Source organism: Sphingobacterium mizutaii, assembly GCF_900187125.1.
Lineage (GTDB): Bacteria > Bacteroidota > Bacteroidia > Sphingobacteriales > Sphingobacteriaceae > Sphingobacterium > Sphingobacterium mizutaii.
This window is the reverse complement of sequence record NZ_LT906468.1, coordinates 2289929-2304287: the sequence shown is the minus strand read 5'-3', so window position 1 is coordinate 2304287 and position 14359 is coordinate 2289929. Positions and strand designations below refer to the sequence as shown.

Below are 14359 nucleotides of genomic sequence, written 5' to 3'. Positions count from 1 at the left end.
AGATAATTAGCTATATTTACTTTTAACAATTTATAAACTCTATTATGCAAACTAAAACTGAGTACCTTATTTGGGACAAAATCGTCTCAAGTGCGAAAAGTCGTTTTGATGCTGAATTATATGCCAATAAATTCAGAAATATGAATCCAGAATTGTTTGACAAATTGATCCTACATATCATTGTTGGATTTGCTTCTGGAGAAGATCATGATAGTATTTCAACCAACCTACACAACGAATTGGAACATTTAGGGATTGATGTTCGTGAGGGTGTCATCGACACCATAGTATCGGATAAACATGTCACATTCTCATGTGAAATCTATGCCGCCTACCTGACCTTTTCCATGCTCGAAGACGGGGCCTTAGAGGTTGAAGTACTGGGTTATGTTACCGACCTACTGGAAAACCCTCATATTTATTAGAATAGCAATTTTCATTTCAGGTAGCTGAAATCGGATAAACCCGCTTATCATCATCGCAAGCTGTATCAATTTTCCTGTTTTTTATGTAACTTCGCAGTTATATGGAAACCGTTGTTAGTGGTATTAGAAGTACCGGAAAATTACACCTTGGAAATTACTATGGGGCATTGAAAAATTTCGTCAAAATGCAGGACGAATACAATTGCTTCTTTTTTATCGCAGATTTACACTCTTTAACGACCCACCCTACTCCACATGGCCTCAAAGAAACGGTTCGCAATGTGGTGGTGGAATACCTTGCCGCTGGATTAGATCCTGAAAAATCAACTATATACGTTCAATCTGATGTACCTGAAGTAGCTGAACTCTATCTATACATGAATATGAACGCCTACATGGGTGAATTGGAAAGATCGACAGCTTTTAAAGATAAGGTCAGAGCAAACCCTAATAATGTCAATGCAGGTTTATTGACCTATCCGGTTCTTATGGCCTGTGATATCTTGATCCATCATGGAACAAAAGTACCCGTAGGTAAAGATCAAGAACAACACCTGGAAATGACCAGAACCTTCTCGAACAGGTTCAACCGTCTTTATGAGGTAGATTATTTCAAAGAAGCATTCGCATTCACTTATGCGGATAAGCTGATTAAGATCCCTGGACTATCTGGTCAAGGTAAAATGGGGAAATCAAACGGTGAAGCGGATTGTATCTATCTTTCCGATGCTGAAGAGGTAATCCGTAAAAAGATTATGCGTGCAGTTACGGATGCTGGACCGACTGAGCAAAACCAAGTGAAACCTGAAGCAGTACAAAACCTTTTCGATTTGATGAACGTGGTATCTTCTGCAGATACCCTTCAGCACTTTGATGGATTATATAATAAAGCCGAAATCCGCTACGGTGATTTCAAAAAACAACTTGCTGAAGATATGGTAACAGCAACCAGTGAAGTGAGAGCGCGTATCCAAGAAATCAGTCAAGATGATGCATACATTGCCAAAGTCCTTAAAATGGGGGCAGAAAAAGCCCAGGCAAGTGCGCAGAAGACTATGAAAGAAGTTCGTGAAATTATCGGTTTAAAAAAATTGTATTAAAAGATGCATATAGCAATTGTTGGAAATATTGGAGCTGGTAAAACAACCTTAACTGAGTTACTTGCTAAACACCTTAATTTTGAGCCTCAATTTGAAGCTGTAGAAAACAACCCTTACCTAGAGGATTTCTATAGCGACATGAAACGTTGGGCCTTTAACCTGCAGATTTTCTTCCTAAATTCTAGATTCCGCCATATTGTGGACCTACAGAATAGAGAAATCAATATGATCCAAGATAGAACCATCTATGAGGATGCTTACATATTTGCAGAAAACTTATATGATATGGGCTTGATGAGTGCCCGTGATTTTGAAAACTATTCCGATATTTTTCAAAGCATTGTAAACTATATCAAACCACCAGATCTTTTGATCTACCTTCGTGCTTCAGTACCTACTTTAGTGAATAACATCCAAAAGCGAGGTCGCGACTACGAATCTGGTATCCGTTTAGATTATCTATCTAAATTGAACGAGAAATACGAAAAATGGATAAATAACTATTCTGAAGGTAAATTATTGGTCCTTGACAAGGATAACCTTGATTTCGCCAATAATCAGGAAGATCTCGGAAAAATCATCCAAAAAATAGAAGCCGAACTCTTCGGTTTATTTTAAGAACTTAAAAGCCGATATTCTTCGGCTTTTCTTATTTTTAATCTATGAAAGTAATTGGAATAATACCTGCTAGGTACGACTCAACCAGATTTCCAGGAAAACCCTTGGTGGATATTGCCGGGATGACCATGATCCAACGTGTATACAACCAAGTAAAACACGCCGCTTCCCTAAACGAAGTTGTGGTAGCCACGGATGACCAACGCATTTTTGACCATGTAAAAAGTTTTGCTGGCAATGTTGTCATGACTAGTAAGGACCATCAATCTGGTACAGATCGTTGCGCAGAAGTCATCAATAATATTTCTGGTTTCGATATCGCTATCAATATCCAAGGCGATGAACCTTTTATTGATCCCCAGCAAATTGATTTACTCGTATCTTGTTTCCAAAGACCTGAAGTGGAAATAGCGACTCTTGTACGTCCAATCAACGAACTTGCCGATCTTGAAAATGTAAATAAGCCAAAGGTGGTTTTAAACCAAAAAAACGAGGCACTATATTTTTCTCGGCAACCCATTCCCTATATGAGAGGAACAGATATCAAGGAATGGCTCTCAAAAGAAACCTATTACAATCATATCGGTATCTATGGTTTTAAAGTGGAAACTTTAAAAGATTTAGCCAAACTACCGATTTCAAAACTAGAAAAAACTGAATCCTTAGAACAACTCCGTTGGCTGGATAATGGGTACAGAATCCAAACTGCTATATCTAATCATATCAACGATGCAATCGACAGCCCTGAAGATCTACAGGATATCCTCAAAAAATATTTCAGCAAATAGCTAAAACAAAGAGGTCAAGAATAAATCTTGACCTCTTTGTTTATTTTTCAATTCCTTCTTCCCTATTTTCAAGCTCTGAAGAACAAATCTCTTTTAATAACTTACTTCAGACATCCCTGACAGTAATTCCTGATAATCTTCCAGCTTAATTCTTTTCATATCGTCAAAAACCATGTCCAGCGAATTGATTTGCTCTCTTGTCCTTATGCCTATAACGCTACAAGCAACCGGCTGATGCAATAAGGGATATTTCAAAGCAAGCGCTAGATTAGCAACACCTAACTGGTTAGATATTTCTGTAACCTTACGTTGTATTTCCAAGACCTCATGGACTGAATAACTCAAATATTTCTGGGCAGCCTTTTTCAATAACAGACCTTGGGCTACAGTTCCTCTTGCCAACACAGAAATACCGCTTTCAGCAAGTTCAGGAAAATACTTCTCTGGCCTCCGGTCAAATATACTGTATTGCATCATATCTGAAATGATATCGCTATTCTTGGCATAATTCAAGAACACCTTTGGTCGAATGGATGATATTCCATAATAACGAATCTTTCCCTGTTGGACCAATAACTCAAAGGCTTCAACGATTTCATCAAAGGGATCCTCAATCGTTCCGCCATGAAGCTGGTAAAGATCGAGGTAATCAGTTTTCAAGCGACTCAAAGATTCGTCAATCGATTTTAGGATATATGCCTTACTTGGTGCCCAATCCCAACCACTTCCATCTTCTTTCCACTTATTTCCAACTTTGGAAGCTAATATCCATTTATCACGATTACCTTCAATCAACCTACCGATTAATTCTTCATTCTTTCCTTTATCATAAAGATCTGAAGTGTCCAGGTAATTGATTCCAAGTTCTTGTGCATGTTTGATAATATAGGAATTCGTTTCATCATGACCTTGCACCAATGACATCGCGCCAAGTCCAATTTCAGATATCTCTAATTCCGATTTACCTAATTTATTATATTGCATTCTCATTTGGCGATTTTATATCCAGCAGTTCCACATCAAAGATCAAGGTACTATAAGGAGGAATCGGACCACTTCCACGTTCTCCATATCCTAAGTTATAAGGAATGAAGAATCTATATTTAGCACCTTTTTTCATCAAAGGAATACCAATTTTCCAGCCTTCAATCACATTATCCAGTTCAAGATCTAAGGGTTCACCACGTTCGTAGGAATTATCAAAAGTCTCACCTGTGTGGACCTTTCCAATATAATGAACCTTAACAGTATCAGTTATTGAAGGATTTAATCCTGTTCCTTCTTTCAATACCTCATATTGAACCCCTTCTGCTGTCACCTTGACGCCGGCCCTGCTTTTGTTTTTCGTCAAGAAATCTTCAGCAGATTTCTTCAATCCAGCACTCTTTTCATCCTGGATTTTCTGCAATCCATCACGGATTATTTGCTCTCGGTCTTCATCCTTAAATAAGGGCTCTTTACCTTCAAGCACATCTCCTATTGCTTGTAATAATTTCGCCTTGTTGATCGGCAAATCCATTTTCTTGATGTATGACCCTAGATCTTGTCCTAAAGCATAGGACAGCGAATCATTAGCATTGGAAAAGGCTTGTGCCTGACTTTGCGAACTTATTGCTAAACAAAAAAAGATTCCTAAAATGTACTTCATTATGGTTTATGGTTTTTTATTATTTTATCGATAATCTCTGCTGTACAATCTTGATAGTCCACATTGACGTTTGACTTTGCATTCAACCAAGATTCTATGTCCAGCTCCGATTTCTTCTTTAAACTTTTGATCACAGGTACCCCGATTTCTTCAAGAGATGCCGCATTTAAATGTTGCTCATATTGGTTCTTCATCGGAATGACCAATAATTTCTTCCCTAAATATAGAGCTTCTGCGGGAGTTTCAAAGCCTGCACCACATAATACACCTGAAGATTCTGCCATGCTCTGAACAAAGGCATCGGAATTGATCGGATTGATTGACACATTCTTCAACCTAAAAGGCTTCTTATTATGTTTAGAAAACACCTCCCATTTCACATCTGTAAATCTTGATAGATGTTTTAATAGATGGGAATCATCATAGGAAGGCAAATATACGGTATAATGGCCTAAATCTTTAGGATCCAGCTCTCTAACTGATTGTCTGATTACTGGAGTAAAGATATGGGAGGCATACGATTTAAAATGAAAACCATAGGATATATTGGAAGGCGCATAATTTTTCATGATGAATTTCCCTAACATATCCGATTCTTCAGGTTTAGGACTTGAGGGATCAAAGGCGCCTATCTGATGGCTTAGACCAATACAATTCTTTTCCTTAAAATAACATCCCCAAGCAGATATCGGTTCAAAATCATTGATTACCAAATCATAGTCTTCAACAGGCACCGAGTTCACTTCCTTTACAAATTTCCGTACCGTCGAACTCATAAAAGTCTTCCAAAGGTCTACCCCTCCAGATTTGCCAAAAATAAAACTCAACCCATGGTATCGATACTTCACTTCAAATGGTAAATCGATGTCGGCTTGAATGCCACTGATTAAAACATCGACCTGACCATATTCCCGAAGACATGGAATAATATCGATCGCTCGACACAAATGCCCATTTCCAGTCCCTTGAACAGCATATAATATTTTCATCGAATCAGTATTTGACTTCAACAAAGTAACAAATTTCAGTTAATATGTTTCGACAAAATCCTAGATATCTTAACTAAAAATTATTATATTTCGATAAAGCTCTACTAACCAACATGAAACAATGTTGTATTCTGTTTATCGCTGCATTCTTTATGCTCTTCCTATCTTCATGGGGCTTCCAACCGCATAAATTGATGAACCAACATGCCATCTTTACCCTACCAGCAGAGCTCAGCCTATTTTATAAGAAACATCGATACCAAATCCGAGAGTTTGCCATCAATGCCGATAAAAGAGTATATATAGATCCAGCCGAGTCACCACGCCATTTTATAGATCTTGATCAAATTGCAGACCACGATTCCGTTCAGATACCTTGGAAGCAGGCCAAAGAAAAGTACAATGAAAAATACCTGATTAGTCGTGGCATTGTTCCTTGGCAAATAGAGAAATCCTATCGACAATTAAAAAATGCCTTCTACGATAAGGATATCAAGCGGATCATTAAGATCTCTGCTGATTTGGGTCACTATACTGCTGATGCCCATGTCCCTCTACATACCAGCAGCAATTATAATGGTCAATTGACCGACCAGGTTGGGATCCATTCCTTATGGGAAACCCGACTACCGGAAAAGTTCAGTAAGGATTATCCCTTATATGTAGGGCCAGCGGACTATGTAGACAATGTTTTGGAATATGCTTGGAAAGCAGTCCTTGAAAGCCATTCCCTCCTCGACTCTGTATTAAAAGTAGAAAAGGAATTGTCAAAGCGCCTTCCAAAAGTACTACATAGAGCCTATATCAAACGTGGCCAACAAATTCAAACTAATTATTCGGACTTTTATGCTACAAATTACCATAACCAGTTAAATGGGATGGTTATGCGCAGAATGAAAAAATCCATCCATGCCATCGGCTCTTTATGGTATACAGCATGGATTGATGCTGGTCAACCAGACCTATCTAATTCCGAAAAGCTGGAAAACAATGTAGATACTATAGACCTTAATATCAACCATATCCCAAAAGGTCGAGAAGAATGGCATTAGAATATTCGTTCAACTAAACATTTTAACTAATTTTGGCAAAAATTTAATTAAAATGTCAACCAAAAAGTTATTATTCCTTTTTTGTTCTATACCAACTTTCGCCTTTACTCAAAGTTTGAATGATACTACCAAAATCTCAGAGGTCATCATTCAAGAAAACAGATTTCAGATACCTTTCAACCAACATAGCCGCAATATCCAGGTCTTAACCCAAAAGGATTTAAAGAAATTACCGAGCAGCAGTATCAATGAAGTGTTAAGATATGTCTCTGGTGTGGATATCCGTCAGCGTGGTCCTTTCGGAACTCAAGCTGATATCGGTATCGATGGTGGTAGTTTCGACCAAACCCTGGTTCTGATCAATGGTGTCAAATTATCTGATCCGCAGACAGGTCACCACATGCTCAATATCCCTATTCCATTAGAAGCAATCGAAAGAATTGAAATCCTTCGTGGACCTGCTTCTAGGATGTACGGAATCAATGCCTTGACTGGTGCAGTCAATATTGTTACCAAACAAGTTGAACATAATTCGGTATTTACCCACCTCTATGCAGGATCTTCCTTTGACAAAGTTGAAGAAACTGACAAAGATGGTATCTATTATGGAACCGGTATTCAAGTTGGTGGAACATTTTATAATAAAAGCAATCAGCATCAATTATATGCCAGCAAAGAGCATAGCAATGGTCAGCGCTATAATACAGGCTCAGATAATGAAAGAATCTATTATCAAAATAACCTTGTAATTAATTCGGACAACAGGATCCAAATGATGGCTGGCTACATGAACAACAAATTTGGTGCTAATGGTTATTATGCCGCCCCTGGTGATATAAATTCTGAGGAGTTGGTTGAAACCTTCTTATCAAGCATATCTTCCCAACATCAGTTGAACGATCACTGGTATTTGAACCCTAGGATCAATTACCGTTATAACGACGACGATTATAGATACTTTAAAGATGATTTAAGCAAAGGTAGAAGCCATCACTACACACATAGCCTTTCCGGTGAATTAAATGCTTACAGGCAGTTTAAATACGGTGATTTAGGATTAGGGGTCGAATCCAGACATGAAAAGATCAATAGCTCCAATATTGGGGACCACAGCCGTAATAACCTTGGTTTCTTCACGGAGTTCCGTTCTACCTATTTCAGGAAGTTTATTTTCAATTTGGGTGCTTATATCAATTACAATTCAGATTACGATTGGCAGGTCTTCCCAGGTTTGGATATTAGTTACTTAATCAATGATAATTGGAAGATTTCGGCAAGCAGCGGAACCAGTCAGCGGATCCCAACTTTCACCGATCTTTACCTAAACCAAAGACCTGGAAATATTGGAAACCCGGATCTTAAGAGTGAAAATGCTTGGCAAAACGAAATCGGTACTTCTTACACGAAAGGCAACCTAAGCATAAGGGCAGGTTACTTCTATCGCGATATCGATAATTTCATAGACTGGATGCGTGAAAGTACGGATGTGCCTTATCAGGCTAATAATCTAGGTAACAACAAAACGCATGGAATTTTTTCCAATTTATTATACAATTACCAAATAGCCGAAAGTAAAAGCTTGAACTTCAACTTTTCGTACAGCTATTTAAAACCCTCTATCGTAAATAATTACAAAAACAGCATAATCAAATACGGAATCGAAAGCTTAAAGCATCAGGCTATCGGAACCATTAGCTTCCATACTGGAAATTGGAATTTTATTACCGCTAATCGATGGCTACAAAGGACTACAAATAACTCTTACTTTGTATCGGATGCCCGAATCGCCTTCCAAAAATCAAAATACACCATCTACGCCGATGTCCAGAATATATTTGATGCACAGTACATCGAAGTCGGAGCAGTCCCAATGCCAAGCCGCTGGGCTACATTAGGGTTTAAGTATAACATTAAATTATAGATATGAGATGTGAGATGTGAGATGTGAGATAGAAAATTTTGAATGAAGGCGGGATTGCGTTGGGTGAGTGCTCATCGAGCGGAGCCGAGATGACGATCACCCACTGGATATTTGAACCAGGATGGATGGGATGGGAGGTTGGGCCAAGAACTGGGAAGGAACCAGGATGGGGTTAGACAGGCTAACCCACCGAGGATGGGAGGATGGAGGACCAAGAACTGGGGTTCGACTCCCCCTAGACTCCGCTGGGGGATCACCCACCAAAGTGAGAGACGATCATCGAGGGGGATTATCTCTTTTCATATTTTCACAACTAGTTGAATTAATACATTTTGCAGCTTCCTTTAATTCATCCAAACACCCGTAAATTAACAACATTTTCTTTTTATTACTCCAGCCTTGAACTTGTTTTTCACGTCTGTATGCATCCCCAATTCTTGGGAATATCTCAAAATAAACCAATTCTACAGGCAGTCTCTTCTTTGTATAATTGGCACCATTACCAGATTGATGTTGCTCTAATCTGAAGCCTAAATTTTTTGTAGATCCAGCATAGTAGCTGTTATCCGAACAAAGTAATATGTACATATATCCTGTCATGGAAATAAAAATACAATTCAAAGAAAATGGGGAGGTTTCTTTAATGTTAAGTTTTGGATTGTTGTTGGTTGATATACTCGGCTTCGACTCCGCCAGCCATCGAATAATCTTGGCCCATCCTCTCATCCTATACCCTGAGCTGTTCCCTGAGCGGAGTCGAAGGGCATCCTGGTTCAAACCCAGATCTTGGCCCTTCCATCCTGGTTCAAAATCCCCCACCCTAATTCAAAAAAAAACAGGGCGATTAATACTAATCGCCCTGCCTTATTTTGTTTTCTAGTCTTAAAGTTGTTTTTCTAATTTATCAGTCAATACTGATTTTGGAACAGCTCCGATTTGTTTGTCAACAATCTCACCGTTTTTAAAGAACAACAAAGCCGGGATATTACGGATTCCATAACGAACAGAAATATCTGGGTTGTTATCAACATTAACTTTACCTACCACTGCTTTACCTTCGTACTCAGTTGCAATCTCATCTACCAATGGACCAACCATACGACATGGGCCACACCATTCTGCCCAAAAGTCAATTAGAACTGGTTTATCTGATTTTAATACAACTTCATCAAAGTTGCCATCTGTAATTTCTAATGCCATTTTGATTATGTTTTTATGATTTTACAATTTAAATGAACACAAATATAAGCAATCGCTTATACATGCTATTTACTTACAACTATTATTTTTTTTATATGCTATCAATTTAATTTATATCGCACGCTCTCTAAAGCTTCCAATCCATCCAAAAACTCATTGGTGATAAAGATCTTCTTCCGCTTTACAGGCATCTCAATGGATAATTCATCCTGAAGATCCATGATCATAAACTTTAATTGACAGTTTGCTTCTTGTCCTTCTAATTGGGTATAACTCACTAATTCCTCCAAAGTTTTGACAAATTCCTGATTTAAGATATGCAATGGAAATTGAATTGTGAAGGATTTTGCCATCTTTTCGCGTAAATCTGATAGCAATTGAATCCCTTTCAATTCAAAACCCCAGTTACCAACTTGCTTGAAACGCTCTTGCACCAATCCTCTGATCTGTACAAAATAGCCTTCCTGTAAATAACCTTTAAACTTCACATAGTCTTCTCCGAAAACCATGATCTCAAAAGAGTCCGAATAATCTTCAATAATAAAGGAGCCAAAAGGTTTACCTGACTTAGCAACCCGATGGTTAGCCATGGCCACGATACCTCCCAAAACAACTTCCTTATTCTTGATCCGATTAAATTCTAGTAATAGCTCCTGCTCTACTTCCGCAGCCTTTACCTTATTGATCATTTGCAAGTCTGTCACATTATTTGGACAGAAATGGCGCATTTCAAACTTATAGTTATCCAAAGGGTGACTCGTCAAATAAATACCGATCACATCCTTTTCATATTTCAACTTTTCAATCAAACCCCATGCTGGACATGGATTCAAGGTAGGTTCTGGTAATTCAACAGCACCACCCGCTCCAAATAAACTTACCTGCGCAGAGTTCTCATTCTCTTTAAACTTATGGGCAAATTTAATCGCCTTCTCAATTCCCGAACTACTGTCCGTATCGGAGAAGAAGTATTGTGCACGGTGGGTATCCGAAAAGGAATCAAATCCGCCAGCATAAGCCAAGCTTTCGAATGCCTTTTTATTGATCATACGTAGATCTACACGTTTTGCTAAGTCGAATATGGATTTGTATGGTCCATCTGCCCTACTATTTACAATAGTTTCTACAGCTCCTGCTCCTACACCTTTCACTGCTCCAATACCAAAACGGATTGCGCCTTCATCATTTACTGTAAACTTATAGTGCGATTCATTAACATCTGGACCTAAGACTGTTAAACCCATTCTCCTACACTCTTCCATAAAGAACGTTACTTGTTTGATATCGTTCATGTTATTAGAAAGAACAGCAGCCATATATTCCGCAGGATAATGTGCTTTTAGATATGCAGTCTGATAAGCAACCCAAGCATAACAGGTCGAGTGGGATTTATTGAAGGCATAGGATGCAAATGCTTCCCAGTCGGTCCAAATCTTCTCTAATACTTTTGCACTATGTCCATTCGCTTCTGCTTGGGAAACAAATTTAGGCTTCATCTTATCCAAGACTGCCTTTTGTTTCTTACCCATCGCCTTACGAAGAACGTCGGCATCACCCTTAGAGAATCCAGCAAGTTTTTGCGACAGAAGCATTACCTGCTCTTGGTAAACTGTAATACCGTATGTTTCACTCAGGTATTCCTCACAGGCATCCAAGTCATAGGTGATTGGTTCAATTCCATGCTTACGTTTTACGAAACTAGGAATATATTCCATCGGACCTGGACGATATAATGCGTTCATGGCAATTAAATCCGCAAAGACTGTCGGTTTTAATTCCTTCATGTATTTCTGCATCCCGGGAGACTCATATTGGAAGATACCGATGGTCTCACCCCTTTGGAACAGCTCGTAAGTCTTTACATCATCAATTGGAAAATTATCGGGATCCAAATCGATGTCATGGCTCAATTTAACGTTGATTACAGTATCCTTGATTAAGGTTAACGTTTTTAAGCCTAGAAAGTCCATTTTCAATAAACCCGCACTTTCTACGACCGAGTTATCGAACTGGGTAACATATAGATCAGAATCCTTCGCTAAGGATACCGGTACGAAATTCGTAATATCATCCGGTGTGATAATAACCCCACAGGCATGTATACCCGTATTACGCATCGACCCCTCCAAAACCCTAGCTTGTTTGATGGTTTCCGCTTCAATACCGGCACCATCAGCCAAAGATTTCAGTTTATTGACAGCTTCCAACTCTTCACTTCGCAAAACTTCCTTCAGCGCTTTGTCCTCCAGATTGAAGATCTTACTTAGTTTTAAGTTAGGAATCAACTTAGCAATTTCATTCGCATCAGAAAGAGGTAGATCTAAAACCCTAGCTGTATCCTTGATAGAGGATTTAGCAGCCATGGTTCCATAAGTAATGATCTGTGCTACTTGTGATGCTCCATATTTGTCGATTACATATTGCATTACCCTACCACGCCCCTCATCATCGAAGTCGATATCAATATCGGGCATGGAAACACGGTCAGGATTCAAGAAACGCTCAAATAGCAAATCGTAAAGGATGGGGTCAATATTAGTAATCCCCAAACAATAGGCAACGGCAGATCCTGCTGCTGAACCACGACCTGGACCTACTGATACGCCCATTTCACGGGCTGCAGCAATAAAGTCCTGTACAATCAAGAAATAACCGGGATAACCTGTTTTCTCAATGGTTGCCAATTCGAAATCCAAACGCTCCCGTATGGAATCGGTAATCTCTGGATACCGTTTCTCAGCACCAATATAAGTAAGATGCTTTAAGAAGGCATTTTCACCACGTTTTCCGCCATCCACCAAATCCTCCTCGGATTGAAACTGTTCAGGGATTTCAAATTTTGGAAGCAAGACATCCCTGTTTAGGGAATAAATCTCAATCTTATCCAAAACCTCCTGAATATTGATGATGGCCTGCGGTGTATCTTTAAAAACCTGCTTCATTTCATCAGCAGATTTGAAATAATATTCTTGGTTTGGTAAACCGAAACGGAAGCCACGTCCTCTACCCTTAGGTGTCGATAGCTTTTCGCCATCCTTTACACAAAGTAGGATATCATGCGCATGCGCATCGGCTTTATTGACGTAATAGGTATTGTTCGTTCCGATTACCTTGACCTGATGTTTTTCAGCCAATTGGACCAAGGTATCATTCACCCTGTTTTCGTCTTCCTGACCATGTCGCATCAGCTCTATATAGAAATCTTCGCCAAACTGTTCTTTCCACCAAATCAATGCTTCCTCAGCTTGGGCTTCACCAATGTTCAAGACCTTACTAGGTACCTCACCATTCAAGTTACCAGACAGAACGATCAGATCTTCTTTATAGCGTTCGACAGTTTCTTTGTCGATTCTTGGCACATAATAGAATCCTTCAGTATAAGCCACCGAAGCCATTTTTGCCATATTGTGATAGCCCTGTTTGTTTTTCGCCAAGAAAACTACTTGATAACCGTTGTCTTTACGGCTTTTATCTTTCCGGTTCTCACAAACATAAAATTCACAACCCACGATAGGCTTAATGATTCGACCATCATAGGTCTCTCCATTTTCTTCAGCTTCCTTTATCTTTGCTTCAACATCCTTGTTATGTCCTAAGGTTTTGCTGACAAAGTGGAATGCCCCCATCATATTACCATGGTCTGTCATGGCAACTGCCGACATTTTATGCTTGGCTGCTGCTTGGATCAGGTTATCAATGGAAATAGTGGACTGTAAAACTGAAAATTGTGTATGGTTATGTAAGTGGGCAAACTCAGCTGCCTCAAACTTGGCTAAGGTTTCAGGATCAATGACAACCTTTTTAACCCCCATGCTTTCCTCTTGACGGATTGCATCAGAGGCGGCCTTAAGGTTGACATGTTTTAACCCGACTGATTCTACTACAGTAGGATTTTCTTTTTTAAACTCTACAAAATATCCGGTATCGACTTGAAGCTCATTCGGCGTAAATACCTCTTTTCTGATCAGCTCAAAAAAGCATCGCGTAGTTGCTTCAACGTCGGCTGTAGCATTGTGCGCCTCAGCAAATGGTACTCCAAAAAGGTAACTATGTAATTCCGTAAGATTAGGTAACTTATACCGACCACCACGACCTCCAGGAAGTTTCAATAGATCTGCAGTAACTTCCGTACAGGTATCAAGAATAGGCATAGATGCCATTGGGCTGTCCACCTGATAACGGTAAAATTCACAGCCCATGATATTGATATCAAAACCAATATTCTGGCCAACTACAAATTTTGCCTTGCCCAGTGCTTCGTTGAATTTAACTAAAACATCAGTTAAAGGAATTCCCTCAGATTCTGCCAATTCAGTAGAAATACCATGGATTTTTTCAGAATCATAGGGAATATTGAATCCATCTGGCTTGATCAAATAATCCTGATGCTCAACCAACCTTCCCATTTCATCATGCAATTGCCATGCTATCTGAATACACCTCGGCCAGTTATCTGTATCCGTAATTGGTGCATCCCAACGCTTTGGCAAACCCGTAGTCTCCGTATCAAAAATTATATACATCTTTTTCTCTTCTCCCTAAAACTATGAACTAACAAAAATACTTAATATTATCCTAATAAACCCCCAAATTCCGGCAACTAAAATATCCACATCTT

The 14359-nt window shown here is 39.1% G+C and carries 12 protein-coding genes; 6 read left to right on the top strand and 6 right to left on the bottom strand.

The window, feature by feature from the left end; all coding sequences use genetic code 11:
- The first annotated feature begins 44 nt into the window (after window positions 1-44).
- The 4 genes from CKW03_RS09925 (at window position 45) to kdsB (ending at window position 2931) form a co-directional block, all read left to right on the top strand.
- On the top strand, window positions 45-425 hold the full coding sequence (locus CKW03_RS09925) for a hypothetical protein (protein ID WP_093096278.1): 381 nt from the start codon (window positions 45-47) through the stop codon (window positions 423-425).
- 101 nt (window positions 426-526) lie between these two features.
- A complete protein-coding gene (trpS, locus tag CKW03_RS09920) occupies window positions 527-1525 on the top strand; it encodes a tryptophan--tRNA ligase (protein WP_093096275.1) in 999 nt (332 codons plus the stop codon).
- Window positions 1526-1528: 3 nt separating this feature from the next.
- Complete coding sequence (locus CKW03_RS09915) at window positions 1529-2143, top strand: deoxynucleoside kinase (RefSeq protein ID WP_093096274.1); 615 nt, start codon at window positions 1529-1531, stop codon at window positions 2141-2143.
- A gap of 44 nt (window positions 2144-2187) precedes the next feature.
- On the top strand, window positions 2188-2931 hold the full coding sequence (kdsB, locus tag CKW03_RS09910) for a 3-deoxy-manno-octulosonate cytidylyltransferase (RefSeq protein ID WP_093096273.1): 744 nt from the start codon (window positions 2188-2190) through the stop codon (window positions 2929-2931).
- Window positions 2932-3024: 93 nt separating this feature from the next.
- Here kdsB and CKW03_RS09905 read toward each other — a convergent pair whose 3' ends face one another.
- From CKW03_RS09905 to CKW03_RS09895, 3 genes are read right to left on the bottom strand one after another with little or no spacing between them, the layout of a single operon-like run.
- Window positions 3025-3921, bottom strand: a complete 897-nt coding sequence (locus CKW03_RS09905; protein ID WP_197701005.1) for an aldo/keto reductase — start codon at window positions 3919-3921, stop codon at window positions 3025-3027.
- Window positions 3905-4579, bottom strand: coding sequence for a BamJ family beta-barrel-assembly machinery protein (locus CKW03_RS09900; RefSeq protein WP_093096272.1), 675 nt, complete (start codon window positions 4577-4579; stop codon window positions 3905-3907). Before CKW03_RS09900 ends, CKW03_RS09905 begins: the two co-directional genes overlap by 17 nt.
- On the bottom strand, window positions 4579-5568 hold the full coding sequence (locus CKW03_RS09895) for a glycosyltransferase family protein (protein WP_093096269.1): 990 nt from the start codon (window positions 5566-5568) through the stop codon (window positions 4579-4581). The genes CKW03_RS09900 and CKW03_RS09895 overlap by 1 nt, the downstream gene beginning before the upstream one ends.
- Before the next feature lie 113 nt (window positions 5569-5681).
- Here CKW03_RS09895 and CKW03_RS09890 point away from each other — a divergent pair, with 113 nt between their 5' ends.
- On the top strand, window positions 5682-6620 hold the full coding sequence (locus tag CKW03_RS09890) for a zinc dependent phospholipase C family protein (protein ID WP_093096267.1): 939 nt from the start codon (window positions 5682-5684) through the stop codon (window positions 6618-6620).
- Between the two features lie 52 nt (window positions 6621-6672).
- Window positions 6673-8541 (top strand): TonB-dependent receptor plug domain-containing protein, encoded by a 1869-nt coding sequence (locus CKW03_RS09885; RefSeq protein WP_093096265.1) that lies wholly within the window; start codon window positions 6673-6675, stop codon window positions 8539-8541.
- A gap of 276 nt (window positions 8542-8817) precedes the next feature.
- Here the strand turns inward: CKW03_RS09885 and CKW03_RS09880 are convergent, their stop codons facing one another.
- The 3 genes from CKW03_RS09880 to dnaE all read right to left on the bottom strand — a co-directional run bounded on the left by CKW03_RS09880 (window position 8818) and on the right by dnaE (window position 14264).
- Entirely contained in the window at window positions 8818-9129 is a 312-nt protein-coding gene (locus CKW03_RS09880; protein WP_337975704.1) for a GIY-YIG nuclease family protein, read from the bottom strand.
- A gap of 294 nt (window positions 9130-9423) precedes the next feature.
- Window positions 9424-9741, bottom strand: coding sequence for a thioredoxin (gene trxA / locus CKW03_RS09875; RefSeq protein WP_093096263.1), 318 nt, complete (start codon window positions 9739-9741; stop codon window positions 9424-9426).
- Window positions 9742-9842: 101 nt separating this feature from the next.
- On the bottom strand, window positions 9843-14264 hold the full coding sequence (gene dnaE / locus CKW03_RS09870) for a DNA polymerase III subunit alpha (protein ID WP_093096261.1): 4422 nt from the start codon (window positions 14262-14264) through the stop codon (window positions 9843-9845).
- Window positions 14265-14359 lie beyond the last annotated feature (95 nt).

Bases quoted from the DNA above. Each gene is read 5' to 3' on its own strand.
- CKW03_RS09925 (WP_093096278.1), top strand. From the start codon at position 45: ATGCAAACTAAAACTGAGTACCTTATTTGGGACAAAATCGTCTCAAGT.
- trpS (WP_093096275.1), top strand. From the start codon at position 527: ATGGAAACCGTTGTTAGTGGTATTAGAAGTACCGGAAAATTACACCTT.
- CKW03_RS09915 (WP_093096274.1), top strand. From the start codon at position 1,529: ATGCATATAGCAATTGTTGGAAATATTGGAGCTGGTAAAACAACCTTA.
- kdsB (WP_093096273.1), top strand. From the start codon at position 2,188: ATGAAAGTAATTGGAATAATACCTGCTAGGTACGACTCAACCAGATTT.
- CKW03_RS09905 (WP_197701005.1), bottom strand. From the start codon at position 3,921: ATGAGAATGCAATATAATAAATTAGGTAAATCGGAATTAGAGATATCT.
- CKW03_RS09900 (WP_093096272.1), bottom strand. From the start codon at position 4,579: ATGAAGTACATTTTAGGAATCTTTTTTTGTTTAGCAATAAGTTCGCAA.
- CKW03_RS09895 (WP_093096269.1), bottom strand. From the start codon at position 5,568: ATGAAAATATTATATGCTGTTCAAGGGACTGGAAATGGGCATTTGTGT.
- CKW03_RS09890 (WP_093096267.1), top strand. From the start codon at position 5,682: ATGAAACAATGTTGTATTCTGTTTATCGCTGCATTCTTTATGCTCTTC.
- CKW03_RS09885 (WP_093096265.1), top strand. From the start codon at position 6,673: ATGTCAACCAAAAAGTTATTATTCCTTTTTTGTTCTATACCAACTTTC.
- CKW03_RS09880 (WP_337975704.1), bottom strand. From the start codon at position 9,129: ATGTACATATTACTTTGTTCGGATAACAGCTACTATGCTGGATCTACA.
- trxA (WP_093096263.1), bottom strand. From the start codon at position 9,741: ATGGCATTAGAAATTACAGATGGCAACTTTGATGAAGTTGTATTAAAA.
- dnaE (WP_093096261.1), bottom strand. From the start codon at position 14,264: ATGTATATAATTTTTGATACGGAGACTACGGGTTTGCCAAAGCGTTGG.